Source organism: Desulfonatronum sp. SC1 (assembly GCF_003046795.1).
Classification (GTDB): domain Bacteria; phylum Desulfobacterota; class Desulfovibrionia; order Desulfovibrionales; family Desulfonatronaceae; genus Desulfonatronum.
This window is the reverse complement of the sequence record NZ_PZKN01000050.1, coordinates 1-19,071: the sequence shown is the minus strand read 5'-3', so window position 1 is coordinate 19,071 and position 19,071 is coordinate 1. Positions and strand designations below refer to the sequence as shown.

The following is a 19,071-nucleotide window of genomic DNA, read 5'->3' as shown; positions in this document are numbered from 1 at the left end:
GGTGGGACGCGGCGGCCAGGAATCCGCCGTGGCCCTGTTGGCCTACGAAAATCCCTTGGACAAGTTTTTCATCCGCCATCCGGACGTCTTCTTCGCCAGTCCGCCGGAAGCCGCGGTGCTCAACCCGGCCAACCCGGCGATCATGGAACAGCATCTGCTCTGCGCCGCGGCGGACCTGCCCCTGGATTTGGACGAACCTCTGGTGCGGGCGGAACACGTCCGCGAGCGCGTCGACGCATTGGTCAGCCGGGGCAAACTGCTGCTCACAGCAGACCGGCGCAGGCTGATCTGCCCGGACGAGAACCCGCATCGGGAGGTCGGTTTGCGCGGCAGCGGCCGGAGCCTGCTGATCTTTCACGGCGAAACCGGCGAGCAGGTCGGGCTGATGGACTGGCACCGGGCCTGCACCGATGCCCATCCCGGCGCGGTCTACCTGCATCAGGGCCGGACCTATCTGGTGGAGCGCCTGGACCTGGAAACCGGCTCGGTGTTCGTCCTTCCGGCCAAGGTAAACTACTTCACCCGGGTCCGGGGCGAGAAACGCACCCGGATTCTGGACGCCCAGGCCTCCAGGCCGCTCTGGAACACCACCATCCACCTGGGGAGGCTGGAAATCACCCAGCGCTACCCGGCCTTCGAGCGCCGGGCCCTGCGGGGCCACAAACTGCTGGAAGTGGTGGACCTGGATCTGCCGGAACAGATCTTCGAGACCGAGGGCATCTGGCTGATCATCCCGGAGACCGTGCGCCGCTCCCTGGAAGACCGCCAGATGCACTTCATGGGCGGGATCCACGCCCTGGAGCACGCCTGCATCGGGATATTGCCCCTGCTGATCCTCACGGACCGCAACGACTTGGGCGGAATTTCCACGCCCCTGCACGAAGACCTGGACCGGGCCGCGGTGTTCGTCTACGACGGCATCCCCGGCGGCATCGGCCTGACCCGCCAGGCCTATGCCCGGGCCGAGGCCATGCTCCAGCGCACCCTGGAAGCCGTGGACGGCTGTTCCTGCGAAACCGGCTGCCCGGCCTGCGTCCACTCCCCGAAATGCGGCTCCGGCAACCGCCCCATCGACAAAGAGGCCGCTCTGGCCGTGCTGGAGGCTCTGGGCGGGGCTGCGACAATTCCTCGGCAATCGACGTCCCTGGTTCTCCAGGGAGCAGCCGCCTCGATTGATCAAAGCGGATACGCCGTGGCGTCGCCCTCCACGTCCGTGGCCTCGGAACAAAGGGCTGGTGGGTACGAACGGGCCTCTTCAGGCAGTACCGAGGTCAGTGGGCGATCCGGAGGGCTTTGGAACGCGGTCAAGGCCGGGATGCGGGCCGTTACCGGAGTCCAACCTCCTCTCGCCGCCGATCCCGCCGAAGACCCTGGCCCATCCGCCAACTCCGCAAGGAAAAACACCATGATTGCGAAACTCCCAGCTTCACCCGTCCATTTCGCCGTGCTGGATATCGAAACCCGCTACTCAGCCCAGGAGGTGGGCGGCTGGAGCCATACGGACCTGATGGGCGTGAGCTGCGCCGTGCTGTACGACTCCAGGGAGGACGCCTTTCTGGACTATCTCCAGGAGGACGTTCCTCGGCTGGTCGAAAAGCTGCGGGAATTCGATCTGGTGGTAGGCTTCAATATTCTGAATTTCGACTACAATGTGCTCCGCGGCGTCCTGGACGCCGACTTTTACTCCCTGCCCACCCTGGACATGCTCAAGGTGGTCCACGAGCGGCTGGGCTACCGCCTCTCCCTGGACCACTTGGCCCGGCACACCCTGAACGCCCCGAAATCCGGCAGCGGACTGGATGCCCTGAAATGGTGGAAGCAAGGACAAATCGACAAGATCATCGCCTACTGCCGCCATGACGTGGCCATCACCCGAGACCTTTACCTGCACGGCCGGGATAAGGGTTACGTCCTGTTCCAGAACAAGGCTCGTAAGCTGGTCCGGCTGCCGGTGAGTTGGTGACAGATTCACTTTCGGAAATGAATTTGGCGGATGACCACGAAAATCTAGAAAAAGACCTATCCGTTTTCAAGGCAAAAAAACCGAGGCTCACATGAAATTTCCTCTGCGCATTTTCGGCGAAATCCGGGGCATCGACCTGGACAGACTGCCTAGGTTGCATGGTCTGCTGAACGCCGACGTCTTTTCTCCGTCTGGAGACGACGGCCTGGAAGTGGAATACGAAGGCTCATATCTGGACATCGAGCCGGATCTGGACGAGCTTGTCGCGGCCCTGGCGGATGGCGGCCAGGGGCATGTGGACTGCATCGACCACGAAAACTGGACCCTTCGACGCTACAGCCTCCAACCCGGCTCCTGGTCCTGCAAGGAAGTGAACCCGGACGGCGCGCTGGAACGCTATCACCATGAATAATCCTGATGTGACGAATCAAGCGAGTGCTTCCATGACCGAAACAGATATGAAAAACGGGTCGCGAGCCGTGGCCGTGGTCGGCGGCGGGCTGGCCGGATGCGAGTGCGCCTGGCGGCTGGCCCGCTCCGGGATTGTCGTGCGCCTGTTCGAGATGAAGCCGGACCGCTTTTCCCCGGCCCATTCCAGTTCGAACCTGGCCGAACTGGTCTGCTCCAACTCCCTGCGCTCCGACGAGCCGGAATCCGCGGTGGGGTTGCTCAAGCTGGAAATGACCGACTTGGACAGCCTGGTCATGGCCGCGGCCCGGGCCACTCGGGTTCCAGCGGGCAAGGCCCTGGCCGTGGACCGGGAGCTGTTCGCGGAGTGGATCACCCGGCGCATCCAGGACGAGCCGTTGATCACGCTGGTTCGGGAGGAAGTCCGGACCCTGGATGATCCGAAGCTGAAGGACGCGGACGCCGTGGTCGTTGCCGCCGGCCCCCTGGCCGGGGAGGAGTTGGCGGAAGATTTGCGCCGGACTGTGGGGGCGGACCACCTCTATTTCTACGATGCCATCGCCCCCATCGTGGCGGCGGATTCCATCGACATGAACGTGGCTTTTTGGGGGTCACGCTACAATCCCGAGGAACACGACTACCTGAACTGCCCCATGGAAGAGGAGACGTACCGGCGACTTCACGCCGAACTGCTGACCGCCCGCAAGGTCGCGGCCCGGGATTTCGAAAAGGCCCTGCATTTCGAGGCCTGCCTGCCCATCGAGACCCTGGCCGAGCGCGGGGAGATGACCATGGCCTTCGGCCCGCTCAAGCCCGTGGGGCTGATCGACCCGCGCACCGGGACCCAGTCCTTTGCCGTGGTCCAACTGCGGGCTGAAAACCGGGACAAGACGGCCTTTAACCTGGTCGGGTTTCAGACCAAGCTGGCCTATCCGGAACAGGAGCGCGTCTTTCGCCTGATCCCCGGCCTGGAGCGGGCGGAATTTCTCCGCCTGGGCAGCATGCACCGCAACACCTACGTCGAAGCCCCCTCGGCCTTGACCCCGGATCTGGAACTGCGCTCCAGTCCGGGAATCTTCCTGGCCGGCCAGATCACCGGTGTGGAAGGCTACGTGGAATCCGCGGCCTGCGGCCTCTGGCTGGGCCATGCCCTGGCCGCCAAACTCCAGGGCCGCGTTCTGCCGCCTCCGCCCCCGGAAACCGCCCTGGGCGCGCTCCTAGGACACTTGCGCACCCCGGCCAAGAACTTCCAGCCCTCCAACGTCAACTTCGGCCTAATGCCCGAACTCAAAGCCCGCGGCAAAAAGGCCCTTCGCAAGGCCCTCCGGGCCCAGCGGGCCCGGGAAGCCTGGACTCGGTGGCAGGGTTCAGCGCCAAGTCCCGCCGCTTGATTCTGGTCCGCATTCGTTTTGAATAGGAAAGCTTAGTTTCCCAAGCTTTGCAACGGCGCCGGAACCCGTCCGCCCAGGTTGATGAAGCGGTCCGAGCCGCCGGAGCCGGGGACGGGGATGATCACGGCTTCGCCCAGCAGGCCGCCGAAAAAGGCTTTTTCTCCGGCCTTCTTGCCGGGAACCGGGATCAGCCGGGCCGCGGTGGTCTTGCGGTTGATCACGCCGATGGCCATCTCGTCGGCAATGATCGCGGCCAGGGTTTCGGCGGAGGTGTCGCCGGGCAGGGCGACCATGTCCAGGCCCACGGAGCAGACGCTGGTCAGGGCTTCCAGCTTGGGCAGGGTCAGATGGCCCTCGGCCGCGGCCTGGGCAATGTTCAGGTCTTCGCTGACCGGGATGAAGGCTCCGCTGAATCCGCCCACCGAGGAACTGGCAAAGGCCCCGCCCTTTTTCACCGCGTCGTTGATCATGGCCAGGGCCGCGGTGGAACCGGGGGCTCCGATGTGGGCCAGACCGAGTACCTGAAAGATCTCCCCGACGGAATCCCCGACGTTGGGCGTGGGAGCCAAAGACAGGTCCACCACGCCGAAGGGTACGTTCAATCGCTTGGCCACCTCCCGGCCGATGAGTTCACCGATCCGGGTCACCTTGAAGGCCGTGCGCTTGATCACTTCCGAAATCTCGTCCAGAGCCAAGTGGTCGTCGGCCTCCATGGCTCGCTCCAGGGCCCGCTTGACCACTCCAGGCCCGCTCACGCCCACGTTGATCACGGCATTGGGCTCGCCCACGCCCAGATAGGCCCCGGCCATGAAAGGCACGTCCTGGGGAATGTTCGCGAAGACCCCCATCTTGGCGCAGGCCAAGCCGTCCTGGTCCGCGGTCCTGGCCGCCGCGGCCTTGATGGTCTTGGCCAGCAGAAGCACCGCGTCCATGTTGATCCCGGCGGTGGTGGTGGCCACGTTGAAGGAAGCGCACAGCCGTGAGGTGGCGGTCAGGGCTTCCGGGACCGCCTCGATCAGGCTCAGGTCGCCCCGGGCTAAGCCTTTCTCCACCAGGGCGCTGAACCCGCCGATGAAGTCCACGCCCACTTCCTGGGCCGCCTGGTCCAGGGTCATGGCAATCTGGACCAGTTCCCGGGAGGAGAACGGCGCGCCGACCACGGCCATGGGGCTGACGGAAATGCGCTTGTTGACCACCGGAATCCCGTAGATGTCTCCCACCTCGTCGCACACGTCCACGAGAGAAGCGGCCATCCCGGTGATCCGGGACAGCAACCGATCCTGAAACCGGGCCGCGTCATGGGTGGCCAGATCGAACAGACTCAACCCCAAAGTCACCGTGCGCACGTCCAGATGTTCGTTGCGCAGCATTTCCAACGTGGTCAAAACTTCTTTTTCCGTCAGCATCTCTTGGTATCTCTCCTAAGTATTGGCAAATCACGCGGAGACCGCGCTACATCCTCGGGCTTGGTCGAAAAAGATGTCCGTGCCCGTTTACGTGCACGTAATCGAAAAGATGTCTCTTGTACGTGAACGTGGACGGGCACGACCAAACTGATGAGCAGTGACGTCAAACCCGATGCACCGTTTCGAAAATGTCACGGTGCTGGAGGCTGAGGCGTTGGTCGAGTTCCTGGGCCTTGCCGTAGAGCGCTTCTCTGAACTGCTTCCGATCCACTGATTTGGGCACATCCACCTCATAGATCATCACCCATTGCGAAACGTCCTCGGTTTTGACGTTGGCCCGCAAGGCCGTGATGTTCACACCGAACCGGGACAGGACTCCGGTCACTCCGGCCACCAGGCCAAGCTGGTCCGGGCCGATGGTGGTGAGAACGAACGGGTCCGTCGTACCCTGAGCCGGCTTGGGCGGCGCAGATTCTTCCATGGGCGAAACCCAGAAGGTCAGCTCCTCCCCCTGAAAGCCATCTTCCAGCGCACCCAGCACCTGTTCCCGGCCCAGACTCTCCTTGACCGGCTGGACCACGAACATTCCGGCAAACCGGTCATGCAGAATGGTTTGCGTGGCGTCTTCGATATTGCAGCCCATTTCGGCCAACAACCCGGAAACCCGGGCCACGATCCCCGGACGGTCCTGGCCGAAAACAGCGATCATCATTTTTTCCGCATGATTGGACATATATTCATCCCACCCATTCGTCGTCGCCGGCAATGGGTGCGAACCCTCGCCGCATGGTGTTTTCGGTGACTACTCGCGGGTCCAGGAATTGGATCAGGTAGTCCGGTCCGCCGGCCTTGGAGCCCACGCCGGACATCTTGAAGCCGCCGAAGGGTTGGCGATAGACCAGGGCGCCGGTGTTGTTCCGGTTCAGGTACAGGTTGCCCACGCGGAATTCCCGTTTGGCCTGCTCCAGGCGTTTCGGGCTGCGGGAGAAGACGCCGCCGGTCAAGGCGAAGCGGGAGTTGTTGGCCATGTTTAGGGCCTCGGTGAAGTCCTTGGCCCGCATCACGGCCAGCACCGGCCCGAAAATTTCTTCCTGGGCCGTGCGGTGCTCTGGGCGGATGCCTTCGACAATGGTCAGGGGCACGAAGCAGCCCTTTTCCGGCACCTCGCTCTGGACCACGATCCGGCCTTCCTGCTTGGCGACCTCGATGGCCGTCCAGACATTTTTCCGCTGCCCCGCATCCACCACCGCGCCCATGAAGTTCCCGGGGTGTTCGCTGGGGCCGATCTTCACGGACAAAGCCGCCTCGCGCAGCCGGGTCATGAACCGGTCGTAGATGGCGTCCAGAACGATGACCCGGGAGCAGGCCGAGCACTTCTGGCCCTGGAAGCCGAAGGCCGAATACATCACCTGGGGCACGGCCTCGTCCAGGTCCGCGTCGTCGTCGATGATGATGGCGTTCTTGCCGCCCATCTCGGCGATGACGCGCTTGCACTGGTCCTGACCCGGATGAACCTTGGCCGCCTTTTCGATGATCCGCAGCCCCACCTCCACGGAACCGGTGAAGGCGATGACGCTGACGTCCGGATGCTCCACCAGATAGTCGCCCATCACCCGGCTGCGGCCCGGGCAGTAGTTGAAGACTCCTTCCGGCAGGCCGATCTCCCGGAACACCTCCACTAGGCCGTAACCCACCAGGGAGGACAGGGAAGAGGGCTTGTAGATCACCGGGTTGCCGGTGACGATGGCCGCGGAAACCATGCCCATGGAAATGGCGAAGGGGAAGTTCCAGGGCGCGATGACCGCGGCGATGCCCTTGGGCTGATAGAACAGCTCGTTGACCTCGCCCGGAGCGTTGCCCATTCTCCGGGGCGCGCCCAGGCGGATCATCTCCCGAGCGTAGTATTCCAGAAAGTCTATGGCCTCGGCTACGTCGTTGTAGGCCTGGTCCCACTGTTTGCCCACCTCCAGCACTTGCCAGGCGGACAGCTCGAAGACCCGGCGACGGCAGACGTCCGCGGCCTTGAACAGATACTTGGCCCGCTCTTCGGGGGAGGTGTCCCGCCAGCCCGGCAAGGCCTTTCGGGCGGCATCCAGGGCCTGGTCCACCTCTTCTCGGCCGGCCTGGCAGACTTGGCCCAGGACTTCATCCGGGTCCGCCGGGTTGTAGGAGGCGATGAGGTCCTGGGTGAAGATCTCCTTGCCGCCGATGAACACCGGCCAATTCTTGCCCTTTTGGGCGCGGACCTTGGCAATGGCCTCGGGGAAGGCGCTTCGGGCCTCGGGCACGGTGAAATCCACCAGGGGCATGTTCTTGAAGGCGGAAACGCCCAGGGGCTTGCCGGTGGACGTGCCGGGCATGGCGGGTTCCGGCGTGAAGGCCCTGGCTTTGTCCCGCTCCAAGGTTTTGAGGGGATTTTCCAGCAGCCGGTCCATGTCCGCCTGATCCGCGAAGCTCTGCTTCAGGAAGGACTCGTTGGCCGTGTTCTCCAGCAGCCTGCGGACCAGATAGGCCATGCCCGGCAACAGCTCACCGTAGGGGCAGTACAGCCGGACCCGGTCGGCCACGTTCTTCAGGCCTTTGCGCACGGGTTCGGCCATGCCATAGAGCACCTGAAATTCGTAGCGCTCCGGGGGGACCCCGAGATCCTTGGCCGTTTCAATGACCATGGAAATGGACCGAATGTTGTGGGAACCGCACTGAAAATAAACCAGATCCTGCTGCTCCAGAATCATCCGGGCGTGGCGTTCAAAAGCCGCGTCGGTCTCCGGCTTTTTGGTCCAGACCGGGACGGGCCAGCCGTTTTGGACCGCGACGATGGTTTCCTGATCCCAGTAGGCCCCTTTGACCAGGCGGATGCCGATGGGCAGGTTCCGGGCCTTGGCCCAGTCGATCAGGTCTTTGAGGTCCTCGTCCGTGCAGCGCAGATAGGACTGGAGAACGATGCTCAGGTGCGGGTAGTCCCGGAACTCCGGCTCGGTGCGCAGCCGCTTGAACAGTTCCAGGGTGGCTTCCTTGAACTTGAGAGATTCCATGTCGATGCACAGAGCGCCGCCCAGATCCTTGACCCGGGCGTAGATGGGCCGCAGCCGGGAGAGGATGCCCCGCACCGTGTCCTCCACGTCCACGGCTTTGGCCTGGGAGTACAGTGCCGAGGGCTTGATGGAGACGTTCAGTCGGGGCGTGTGTCCCCAGTCCAGATCCGGGGACGCGTCGCCCCCGTGGGTTGAAAGCGGTTTCCAGGAGGATTGGACCTTGGCCAAGGCGTCCAGCAACTCCATGTATCCGTCCATGTAGGCCTGGGCCTCTTCCTCGCTGACCGTGGCTTCGCCCAGCAGGTCCACGGTGAAGGCGAAGCCGTCCTTGCGGATCTTTTGCAGGCTGGAAACGGCCTCCTTGGTGTTCTGGCCGATGATGAACTGACGGGCCATGCCTTCGATGTTGGAACGGATGAGCTTGCCCATGGCCTTGGCCGCGAAGGCCCCGAACAAACCACCGGACTTTTCCGCACCCCATTTCAGGACCGCGGGAATGTCGCCGCTGCCCTGGCCGGAGAAATATTCCTCGATATGACGCTGCAAGGATTCGGAGGTGTTCAGGTACGGCAGCACATCCACGAACCGGAACAACTGGACCTTGAAATCCTCGTTCTGCATGGCCCAGTCCATGACCTTGCCGGTCCAGAATCCCTTGTTGAAGACGCTGGGCGCTTCGCCCTGGATGGAACCGAAAAACTGCCGCCCCCGGGTCACCACTCGAGCTTCAAAATCCGCGTCATGCATTGTCTTTTGCCTCCGTATTTACGTTGTCTCGCAATGATCGTCGGGGAAGATGGCTTCAAGTCGTCACCGACTTGAAAAAAAGCAAACTAAGCCGGGTTCAACCCTGGGTCAATTCCTTGCGCACGCCGGTTCAGGACCAATTTGTATTGCCCGGTGCGTCCCAAAACCGATGGTGGACAGGCGAAGCACCATTTGATAACTTTCTTTTTTTGGGCTTGCTCAAATTTTGAAAGGAAGCCGGGTGGCATAAGCGCTGCCAACCCCGTCAGGCCCGAGAGGGAGCAGCGGTAACAGTTGCTTGTGGGTGCCTGGCTTCCTTGAAAGCACGGATGCTGCCATCCGTGCTTTTTGTTTTCGCAGCCATACTCCAGCATTTCTAAAACGAACATGGATGGATACGATGAACGAAACGCTTTGGCTGGGATTCGCCTTCCTGGATTTGGTGATGGTTGTCGTGGTCTTCCGCTTTTTCGGCAAGCAGGGCTTGTTCGCCATGATCGTCTTCAACCTGATCCTGTGCAATGTTCAGGTGCTCAAGACCATTGAACTGTTCGGCCTGACCACCACGCTGGGCAATATCCTGTACGCCAGCGTATTTTTCTCCACGGACCTGTTGGGTGAACACTACGGACGGGAAGAGGCCAAAAAGGCCGTGCTGCTGGGTTTTCTGAGCCTGATCCTGGCTGTGACCTACATGCAGATCGCCCTGCTGTTCACCCCGGCCGCCTCGGACTTCGCCCAACCCCACCTGGAGGCCATTTTCGGCGTTTTGCCCCGGATCGTCCTGGCCAGCATGGTCGCTTACATCATCTCCCAGTGGCATGACATCTGGGCCTTCCATTTCTGGAAGGCGCGTACCGGCGGCAAGCATCTCTGGCTGCGCAACAACGCCAGCACCCTGGTCAGCCAGCTTCTGGACACGGTAATCTTCTGCTCCATTGCCTTTCTGGGCATCTTCCCCATGGACGTCTGGATCCAGATCGTGATCAGCACGTACCTGATCAAACTGCTGGTCGGGCTATTGGACACCCCGTTCATGTACCTGGCGGCCCGGTTTCGGCCTCGGGACGCCGTTTCAGCGTAGAATCGAGTACGAGTATGGATAGAATTTTTGAGCCGCTGCCCGCTAAGGGAGTTGGCTGGTCTCACCTTAACGTTTTTTTCCCGCCCTCGTTTTATGTTCCGCGAAGAGTGTACTGGAGACATTTCAAAATGGTGGGACAGGCATCCTGCCTGCACTACCCAATTCTAAAACGCTAATTCAGTGATAGCCATATCCCTAAGAGATGTTCACCGTTCCCGTCGCAGTGCCTCCACAACATTCTCGAACATGTTCGATGGACAGACCTTTTCGTCGATGGCGCAATACTCCGGGGCTTCGGCTTCTGCGATACAAGTCAGGGCCTCGTAGAGGCAGACCAACAGCCCCTCTTCGTCCGGGCCGCATACCTCGCGGGCCAGATCCAGCAATTCACGGGGAGCGTCTTCCGCGAGCATGATCCGCATGCCCTCCCCGGTAAGTTCCAGCTCGAAATAATCCAGGTATCCCAAAGATTTTTCTTGCATTTCGCTCCTCTCGTCCTTTGCTTTGACGCGCGACTCCTTAACTCTCGCCAACCCCGTTTCCGCTCCTAATCGGCTCTAAATGAGTCTCCTCGTACTTGTCCAGTTTTTTCAAGGCCGGGACAAACCCTTGCATGCGCATACGCCGCCTCGCCCCCGCACTTGCCCGGAGCATGGGACGTGGTTATAGATCAAGGCTTCGGGGGTGATGGTCGCCCTCTGTCCAAATGTTGCAAAATCCTTCAACTGAATGTTGCAATAATCCATATCCGCGGTCTGTTCAAAAAATCCAAGCACTAGGAGCAAGAAAAGTTTAATATCGAAACGTAGTTAAACATGCGTGAGATTTTGAACTTTTTGTCGCGACGCAGCAATTCGGATTTTTTCAACGGGCAGTCAAGGAGCATCCCGCCCATGGCTTATCATATCGGCGTTGACGTCGGTTCCGTCAGCGTCAATTGCGTTGTTCTCGACGAGTCCGAAACCATTGTTCACGAAGCCCCATACCGCCGTCACTTTGGCCTGGTCCTTGATGAAACGGCCAGGGTCCTGGAGGACATTCTCGCCCGCTTTCCCCGTGAACAGGTCCAGTCCATTTCCTTCACCGGCAACCAGGGCCAAGCTATCAGCGAGCTGCTGGGCGCGCCCTTCGAGGTGGAGACCATCGCCCAGGTTCTTGGCGCGACCAAGGTCGCCCCGGGGGTGCGCAGCATCATCAGCATCGGCGGTCAGGACGCGGCCCTGTTCGAGCTGGATTACGATCAGCAGGGCCAGTGGCGGTTGGCAGCCTTCAACGTCAATGGCCCCTGCGCCTCGGGCACCGGCTCGTTTATCGACCAGCAGGCCGAGCGGCTGACCTTCGCCATGTACGGTGAACAGTTCGACATGAACCAGGAAAAACTGCAAAAAGTCCTGGAAGACTTCATCGCCCTGGGCGCGACCAGCACCTATCCGGCCCCGGTGGCCTGCCGCTGCACCGTGTTCACCAAGTCGGACATGATCCATCTCCAGAACAAGGGCGAGACCCTGCCGAACATCATCGCCGGACTGCACCACGGTACAGCGGCCAACTACATGAGCACCATCGTGGCCAACCGCGAACTGGTGGAACCGGTGATCTTCATCGGCGGCATGGCCTCCAACCGACTCCAGGTGGAGGCCTTCCGAAAGTACTACCCCAACCTGACGGTCCCGGAGCACCACGCTTCCCTGGGCGCTCTGGGCTCGGCCTTGCAATCCCTGCGCGGCAAGATCAAGAGCAGCATCGATCTCGGCTTGCTGCGCTCCCCGGCGGCCTCCACGGTGGACGCCATCGGGCGGGCCAAGCCGCTTTCCCTGGAATATACGGACTTTGACCCGGACAACACCCTGCCGCCCCTGCCTGAAGGCGATGAGGTCCTGGACGCCTATCTCGGCGTGGACATCGGCTCCACCTCCACCAAGTACGCCCTGATCGACGACCAGGGCCGGATCATCCACAAGCGCTACGTGCCCACCCAGGGCAAGCCCATCGAGGTGGCCCAGGGTCTGTTGCGCCACCTACAGGCAGAAGTCGGCCCGCGCGTCCGGCTCAAGGCCGTGGCCACCACCGGCTCGGGCCGCAACGTGGTCGGGGACTTCATCAGCTCGGATCTGGTCATCGACGAGATCACGGCCCATGCCCGGGGCGCGGTGGCCGTGGACCCGGAAATCGACACCATTTTTGAGATCGGCGGCCAGGATTCCAAGTACATCGCCATCGACAAGACCCATCCCACGGACTTTATGATGAACAAGGTCTGCGCCGCGGGCACGGGCAGCTTTCTGCACGAACTGGCCAACAAGATGAACATCAACATCATCGGCGAATTCCAGGAGGTGGCCCTGTCGGCCAAGAACCCGGTGAATCTGGCCGAACGCTGCACCGTGTTCATGGAATCCGACCTGACCGCTTACGCCCAAAAGGGCGCGGGTCGGGAGGACCTCATCGCCGGGCTGTGCTACGCCATTGTTCGCAACTACCTGCACCGGGTGGTGGAAAACCGGCGCATCGGCCAGCGGATCATGTTCCTGGGCGGGCCGTCCCTGAACAAAGGCATCGTGGCGGCCTTCGAGAAGGTGGTGGACAAACCCATCCTGGTGCCCAGGCACCGGGAGGTCATGGGAGCCTTCGGCGCGGCCCTGGCCGTGCGCGAGCTGGCCCGGGCCGGCAAGGTGGAGGAAAAGCAGCGCGACCTGGAACACCTGGCCGGGCTGGAAGTGGCCTTCAAGGAGAGCATCTGCCGGGCGGACAAGAACTGCCATAACGAGTGCAAGCTGAAGATTTACAACTTCGGTGGCCGCAAGAGCGTCTGGGGCGGGGATTGCGGCCGGTACGAAACCACGCTGGCCGCGGTGCGCAAGGAGACGGACTATTTCCAGTTGCGTTGGAACCTGTTCCGGGACGCCGTCCAGGAAGCCGGGGCGCACCTGGGAGAAGGGCGGCCGCACAAGGACGACCGCCCTCTGATCGGCGTGCCCTTGAGCCTGCATTCCCTGGACTGGGGGGTGTTTTGGGCCCATTTATTGACGGGCATGGGCCTGCGTCCGGTCTTCAGCCCGCCCACCACCCAGGCCATGGCCATGGCCGGGGTGGAGAGCATGACCGCGGAAATGTGCTTTCCGGTGAAGGTCTTCCACGGCCATGTACATCACCTTCTGGAGCACGCGGACTATCTCTTTCTGCCCAACGTGATCAACATGGCCACAGCGGACCCAGAGGAAAAGGGCCAGTTCTGCCCCCTGGTGGAGAGTTCCCAGTATCTGGTCCGGGCCGCCCTGCGCATCGACAACGAACGGATCATCCGGCCCACCCTGTTCCTCAAGGACGGCCCGGAAATGCTGGTGGACGCGGTCTACGACAGCCTGTGCCCGATTCTGCCTCGGGCATTGCTCCCGGCCAAGCCGGTAGTGGTCCGGGCCTTGCATCGGGCCTGGGACGAACAGCACAAGTTCAAGGCCGACCTGCGCCGCCGCGGCCGCGAGATACTCAGCCAGGTCAACGACGACGAGTCCGTCTGGATCGTCACCGGCCGGCCCTACAATCTGTACGACGAGCGACTGAACCTGCAAATGGGCCGGCAAATGGCCAAGCTGGGCATCAAGGCCCTGCCCCTGGACTTCCTGGACGTGGACGACGAGTCTCTGGAGGATTTTCCCCGGATGTACTGGGGCCTGGGGGCACGAATCCTTCGGGCCACCAAAAAAATCGCTCGCACCCCCAACTGGTTCGGCATGCACCTGACGAACTTCTCCTGCGGACCGGATTCATTCATTGAGCACTTCTACGGTCATGTGCTGAGCGACAAACCCTTCCTGATCCTGGAACTGGACGAACACAGCGCCGTTGCCGGCATGCTCACCCGGATCGAGGCGTTTCAGAACGTGGTCAAAAACGTGCGGGCGGCAAGCAAAGCAGCAGGAAAGAAAGAAGACGCCGCGTGAGCGGGAAGATGGAGAATGTCCCCCCGGTAGGGGCACGGCGCGCCGTGCCCCTTACTGATGCCACCCCATCCCCGCCGTATCGATCAAATCGAAACCATCCTAATAGCTAACAGCCAAAAGACAACGGACACCATCATGGAAATGCCCCCCGACAAACCGACTTCCTCCTTCGCGGAACGGATGACCCAACAGGTCGGCCGGTTCGACGTCACCGGCAGAACCCTTCTGGTCCCGGACATGGCCCCCATCGGCTCCCGGCTGCTGGCCGCCAGTTTCCGGGCCTTCGGAGTTCCAGCCGTGGTCATGCCCACCTACACCCATTTGCACCTGGGCAAGGAGTTCACCTCCGGCAAGGAATGCTTTCCCTGTCAGGTCACCCTGGGGGACATTCTCGGATTTCTGGAAGAGGAGAAAAAGCGGTTGGGCGAGGCCTTCGACGTTACCCAGTACGTCTACTTCATGCCCGAGGCGGACGGTCCCTGTCGCTTCGGGATGTACAACAAGATGCACCGCCTGGTTCTGGACCGCTTCCCGGAGTTCAAGGACATTCCCATTCTCTACATGTCCACGGCGGACGGCTACGCCTCCACGGGGGTGCTACCCGGAGACAAGGCCAAGCTGTTTCGCCGCCTGGCCTACGTGGCCACGATCCTGGCCGACGTCCTGGACCGGATCACCTGGCGGGTACGACCCTACGAGCGTGAACCCGGTTCAACCGACGCCTACATGGCCAAGGCCCTGGAAGAAATGATCGATTTGATCGAGCGCCGCGGCGAGGCCCGGGACTTCAACGCTCTCTACGAACTGCTGGGCAGGATAGCCGCCGGCGCCAAGGAGTTCATCGATCCGGCCAAGCCCCGCAAGCCGAAGATCGGCATTGTCGGAGAAATCTACCTGCGCACCCATCCGGATTCCAACCAGAACATCGTCGGCGAACTGGAACGCTTCGGCGCGGAGGTGGTGGACGCCTCCCTGGGCGAGTGGGTGAACTACGTGACCTTCGAGCAGCACCGGAACATCCGCAAGGACTGGCGTCAGGCCTGGAAGCGGATGGACGTCGGCGCTCTGGTGGACGCGACCCGGAAATGGGCGGACAGCCGCATCGAGATGGCTTGGCAGGGCTGGCGGCAGAACCAGGTCTACAAAAAGGCCCTGGAGCACTTGGACATCCAGGGCGATCACGCCATCACCACGGTGGAGGACAAGCTGGACAACGACAGCCTGTTCACCTTCGACATCGGCACCGAGGCCGCCCTGAGCATCGGCGGAGCCCTGGAATACGTGCACGACAACTTCGACGGCGTGGTCAACGTCTTCCCCTTCACCTGCATGCCCAGCACCATCACCTCGGCCATCCTCAAGCCCATGCTCCTGAAAATGAACGTCCCCTACCTGGACGCCTCCTACGACGGGGCCATCCAACCCAACCGCGAAGTGGCCATCCGCACCTTCATGTACCAGGCCGCGCAGCATCAGGCGGCGCGGGGGGAGAATAAAGGCGCGGCTTCCGCGTAAATGGCCCGCGCTCGGCTTCTCGCGGAGAATAGGAGCAAACATGCTTCAAGAAGCCCGTGACGCATTGCGAGAGTTCGCCAGCGAAGCGGACGCGAAGCACCTGCAACGGTTCTTCAAGACCGGCCCCGGCGAGTACGGGGAAGGGGACCGGTTCATCGGGGTCCGGGTTCCCGCGACCCGCAAGGTCGCCCGGATGTTCCGGGCAATGCCCTCGGCCGACGCGCAAACCCTCCTGACCTCGGGAATCCACGAGGAACGCCTCCTGGCCCTGCTGATTCTGATCGGCCTTTATCAGCGCGGAACCGCCGACCAGAAACAGGAAATCTTCGACCTCTACCTCGTCAATACCCGCCATATCAACAACTGGGACCTCGTCGACGTCTCAGCCGAGCACGTGGTCGGCGCCCACCTCTGGGACAAAAGCCGCGCCCCGCTCTTTAACCTGGCCCGCTCCGCCGACCTCTGGGAACGGCGCATCGCGGTCATGGCCACCTTTCACTTCATCAAAAAGAACCAGTTCGACGAGACGCTGCAGATCGTTGAAATGCTCCTTTCCGACGCGCATGACCTGATCCACAAGGCCGCGGGCTGGATGCTCCGGGAAATCGGCAAACGGGATCCGGCGGTGGAAGAAGATTTCTTGCGACGATACCACCAGCACATGCCCAGAACCATGCTCCGCTACGCCATCGAGAAATTTCCCGAGGACAAGCGGCGCCGGTATTTGCTGAAGGGGCGTGGCGCTGGATGAACCGGACCTGGTCGTCCGTTTTCTGCAGATCGATGCGCAGAGTGTCAGGATAAACGGCCTAGCTGAGTGTTGAAAAAGTCCTTATCAACAGTCCGTTCAAAAACCCATCCTTGTCTCTTGTATCGCGGAAACATATGGAATACGAACCTACGGCACGGTCAGCAACATCCTGCTCCGGCTCCAGTCCAGGCTGAAGGAGGAAAAGGCGCTTCGGGGAAGGGCGGATTCGCTGCGATGAAAAAAAATAAGAAAAAGAATGGCAGAGAGTTCATATACCAAAAACTTTGAGAAGCTTTAAGAATATTCAAGAATCAGCTAACAACTGCTTCAACCTGATATTTTCTTTGTTACATTTTGTGCTGTTGCTACGCTCCTGACGCACAAAATACGCCAAGCCCCGCGGGCACGAAACTACAGTTTAAGCAAATGTTGGGCAAACAAACGAAGGAGTCCATAATGCCCGCGATTTCGATGTTCTACGGGATTCTGATCCTGATGTATTATTACGACAATAAGAAGCATAGCGCCCCGCATATTCACGCGGAATATGGAGAATACGAAGCGACCATCGCCATTGCGGATGGTTCTGTTCTCGGCGGCAATTTGCCGCCCGCAAAGATGAAGCTGGTACAGGCGTGGATCGAAATACATCGGGAGGACTTAATGGCGAACTGGAAGTTGGCAATTTCGGGGGAGCCAGTGTTCAAAATCGACCCATTGCGATAGCAGGCCATTGAAAAACTCCCAATTGCCGCGTCACTGCAAAATGCTCAAACTCTCACGTATCAATAAATACGCTTCGACCTTGAGCTTTTTTTGCTCCTTGCACTTGGGGTTTTTGAACGGCCTGCCGAAATAGGACTTTTTCAACACTCAGACAGGAGGTTTTATGGACAAAATCGTAAAAGCCGTCCCTCTTGAAGACTATCGGATTGAGATCCAGACAAGTAGTGGTATTTCCGGCATCTTTGATGTCAAGCCTTACTTAGGTGGAGGTGCATTCAAAGAGCTTGAGAATGAGTCATATTTTCGCATGGTGCGCCCTGCACATCATGGAATCGCATGGCCGCATGAACAGGATTTTAGCGCGGACACCATTATCTGGGATATTCAAAATGCCCAATAAAGCCATCCAGCGGAAGCACCTAAAGACGCGCGCCACTGATGGTTGTCGTTGAACCTCAAGGAGACCACTTCGCATGATCACCATTGAATTCCTCATCACATCACTGATCGTCATCCTCATTCCCGGCACCGGGGTCGTGTTCACGGTCTCCACGGGGCTTGCGCACGGATGCCGGGCCGGTTTCTTCGCGTCGGTCGGCTGCACCCTCGGCATTGTGCCCCACCTGCTGGCAACCGTGTTCGGCCTGGCCGCGGTCATGCATACCAGCGCGGTGGCGTTCCAACTGCTCAAGTACGCCGGAGTCGCCTACTTGCTGTACCTTGCCGTGGCCACATGGCGCGACCGCTCGGACCTGGCCGCGCAGCCCATTGGAGCAAGGGGCGGATCACTGGGTTTGGTCGTCAAGGCGTTCCTCCTGAATATCCTCAACCCCAAGCTGACCATCTTCTTCCTGGCGTTTCTGCCGCAATTCATCAACACCAGCGCGGGCGCGCCCTTATTGCAGCTGTTCGGCCTCAGCGCCGTGTTCATGGCGATGACCTTCGCGGTTTTCGTGGTGTACGGGCTGCTGGCCCATGCGTTTCGCCGCGCGGTCATCGAATCGCCGCGCGTCCAGGCCTGGCTGCGTCGGGGCTTCGCCGCGGCGTTCGCCGGGCTGGGAGCGCAGTTGGCGGTGTCCGAGCGGTGAGGTTTGTGCCCTCGATAACCCGTGCAAGCTGAAAGGAGCCTCGTATTGACCGAGCGCATCAACAAGGAGCAGGCCGCGGTTTATGACCGATGGCATGAGACCGAGACCGGGACTTTTGCCCTGGCCCAGGAGAAGCGGCTGTTGCAGCATTTCATGGCGCCCTGGACCAGAAGGCAGCAGAAGCTGCTGGAGGTGGGGTGCGGGCCGGGGCGGTTTTTGCAGTTCTTTTGGGAGAGCGGGTTCGACGTCTCCGGGCTGGATGCTTCACCGGCCATGCTGGAGCTGGCCCGGGAGCGGCTGGGGAACCGGGCCGAGCTGCACCTGGGGCAGGCGGAGCATCTGCCGTTTCGGGACAAGGAATTCGACGTGGTGGCTTTGCTGACCTTGTTGGAGTTCTGCCCTGATCCGGAACCGGTGCTGCAAGAGGCCCTGCGCGTGGCCCGGAAGGCCGTCCTGGTCACCTTTCTGAACAAGCACTCCCTGTACGCCCTGGCCCGGCGCAGCGGCCTGCGTCGAAAAAAGAACGGGTTTCTCCGCAATGTCCGCTGGTTTTCCTGGTGGGAAATCAGCGCCCTGCTTCGGAAACAGGCCGGACCGCGGCCCATGATTTCGCAATCCGTGCTCATCGGCCCGCAGCGGACCTGGTCGGCCAAATCGTGCTGGCGCAAGCTGAATTGCCGGCTCTGGCCGCCTTTTGTCGGCGCGTATGCCGGGGTGCGGTATGACCTGGTGGGTGATGCGCCGCTGACCCCGATCATGGCCTGGAAGGAAAAGGCCAAGCTGCGGCCCATGGAGCAGCCGGCGTCCTCGGGCGCGAACCGGAGCGGGGAGAACGGGTAAGCTCCCCGCCTCAGTCCTCCATGGTCAGGAAGTCGGCCATGATGGTTTTCAGGCCGAAGCCGGTGAAGTTGACCCGGTAGCGGTTGGGGGGGAGGAATTCGACGATTTTGCCGCGACCGAAGATTTTGTGCCGGCAGTAGCCGAAGGTCTTGGGAGCCTTGGGGGCGGGGAGGGGG

At 61.2% G+C, this 19,071-nt stretch carries 15 protein-coding genes and 1 other RNA gene; 12 read left to right on the top strand and 4 right to left on the bottom strand.

The genetic code is table 11. From position 1 onward, the window contains the following. The 3 genes from C6366_RS20370 to trmFO all read left to right on the top strand — a co-directional run. Positions 1-1,963 (top strand): Zn-binding domain-containing protein (locus C6366_RS20370; RefSeq protein WP_233248564.1); only part of this gene is annotated, 1,963 nt, incomplete at its 5' end. Between the two features lie 91 nt (positions 1,964-2,054). Next, on the top strand, positions 2,055-2,375 hold the full coding sequence (locus tag C6366_RS17755; protein WP_107740417.1) for a hypothetical protein: 321 nt from the start codon (positions 2,055-2,057) through the stop codon (positions 2,373-2,375). A gap of 31 nt (positions 2,376-2,406) precedes the next feature. Continuing rightward, complete coding sequence (gene trmFO, locus C6366_RS17750) at positions 2,407-3,762, top strand: methylenetetrahydrofolate--tRNA-(uracil(54)-C(5))-methyltransferase (FADH(2)-oxidizing) TrmFO (protein ID WP_107740415.1); 1,356 nt, start codon at positions 2,407-2,409, stop codon at positions 3,760-3,762. Between the two features lie 32 nt (positions 3,763-3,794). Here trmFO and C6366_RS17745 read toward each other — a convergent pair whose 3' ends face one another. The 3 genes from C6366_RS17745 to pruA all read right to left on the bottom strand — a co-directional run bounded on the left by C6366_RS17745 (position 3,795) and on the right by pruA (position 8,950). Then, positions 3,795-5,168 carry a PFL family protein gene (locus C6366_RS17745; RefSeq protein ID WP_107740412.1) on the bottom strand — a complete coding sequence of 458 codons (1,374 nt, stop codon included), beginning with the start codon at positions 5,166-5,168 and terminating at the stop codon, positions 3,795-3,797. A 163-nt stretch (positions 5,169-5,331) separates the two neighbouring features. Then, positions 5,332-5,901, bottom strand: a complete 570-nt coding sequence (locus C6366_RS17740) for a glycine cleavage system protein R (protein ID WP_107740410.1) — start codon at positions 5,899-5,901, stop codon at positions 5,332-5,334. 4 nt (positions 5,902-5,905) lie between these two features. Continuing rightward, positions 5,906-8,950 carry an L-glutamate gamma-semialdehyde dehydrogenase gene (gene pruA, locus C6366_RS17735; RefSeq protein WP_107740408.1) on the bottom strand — a complete coding sequence of 1,015 codons (3,045 nt, stop codon included), beginning with the start codon at positions 8,948-8,950 and terminating at the stop codon, positions 5,906-5,908. A gap of 228 nt (positions 8,951-9,178) precedes the next feature. Here pruA and ffs point away from each other — a divergent pair. Together ffs and C6366_RS17725 are read left to right on the top strand one after the other, a co-directional pair. Further along, positions 9,179-9,274, top strand: an RNA gene (gene ffs, locus C6366_RS17730) — signal recognition particle sRNA small type. Between the two features lie 76 nt (positions 9,275-9,350). Next, positions 9,351-10,034, top strand: coding sequence for a queuosine precursor transporter (locus tag C6366_RS17725; RefSeq protein ID WP_107740406.1), 684 nt, complete (start codon positions 9,351-9,353; stop codon positions 10,032-10,034). Positions 10,035-10,240: 206 nt separating this feature from the next. Here C6366_RS17725 and C6366_RS17720 read toward each other — a convergent pair whose 3' ends face one another. Beyond that, positions 10,241-10,516 carry a hypothetical protein gene (locus C6366_RS17720; protein WP_107740404.1) on the bottom strand — a complete coding sequence of 92 codons (276 nt, stop codon included), beginning with the start codon at positions 10,514-10,516 and terminating at the stop codon, positions 10,241-10,243. Between the two features lie 411 nt (positions 10,517-10,927). Between C6366_RS17720 and C6366_RS17715 the strand changes: the two genes are divergently transcribed. From C6366_RS17715 to C6366_RS17685, 7 genes are all read left to right on the top strand, one after another. After that, positions 10,928-13,975, top strand: a complete 3,048-nt coding sequence (locus tag C6366_RS17715; protein WP_107740421.1) for an acyl-CoA dehydratase activase — start codon at positions 10,928-10,930, stop codon at positions 13,973-13,975. A gap of 135 nt (positions 13,976-14,110) precedes the next feature. Further along, positions 14,111-15,490: a CoA activase gene (locus C6366_RS17710; RefSeq protein ID WP_233248563.1), complete on the top strand. Its 1,380-nt coding sequence runs from the start codon at positions 14,111-14,113 to the stop codon at positions 15,488-15,490. A gap of 40 nt (positions 15,491-15,530) precedes the next feature. After that, positions 15,531-16,241 carry a DNA alkylation repair protein gene (locus C6366_RS17705; RefSeq protein ID WP_107740402.1) on the top strand — a complete coding sequence of 237 codons (711 nt, stop codon included), beginning with the start codon at positions 15,531-15,533 and terminating at the stop codon, positions 16,239-16,241. 456 nt (positions 16,242-16,697) lie between these two features. Continuing rightward, positions 16,698-16,967 carry a DUF4160 domain-containing protein gene (locus tag C6366_RS17700; RefSeq protein ID WP_107740400.1) on the top strand — a complete coding sequence of 90 codons (270 nt, stop codon included), beginning with the start codon at positions 16,698-16,700 and terminating at the stop codon, positions 16,965-16,967. A gap of 163 nt (positions 16,968-17,130) precedes the next feature. Beyond that, positions 17,131-17,367: a DUF2442 domain-containing protein gene (locus C6366_RS17695; RefSeq protein ID WP_107740398.1), complete on the top strand. Its 237-nt coding sequence runs from the start codon at positions 17,131-17,133 to the stop codon at positions 17,365-17,367. A 73-nt stretch (positions 17,368-17,440) separates the two neighbouring features. Continuing rightward, positions 17,441-18,055: a LysE family translocator gene (locus tag C6366_RS17690; protein WP_107740396.1), complete on the top strand. Its 615-nt coding sequence runs from the start codon at positions 17,441-17,443 to the stop codon at positions 18,053-18,055. A 45-nt stretch (positions 18,056-18,100) separates the two neighbouring features. Next, a complete protein-coding gene (locus C6366_RS17685) occupies positions 18,101-18,895 on the top strand; it encodes a class I SAM-dependent methyltransferase (protein WP_107740394.1) in 795 nt (264 codons plus the stop codon). The last annotated feature ends 176 nt before the right edge of the window (positions 18,896-19,071 follow it).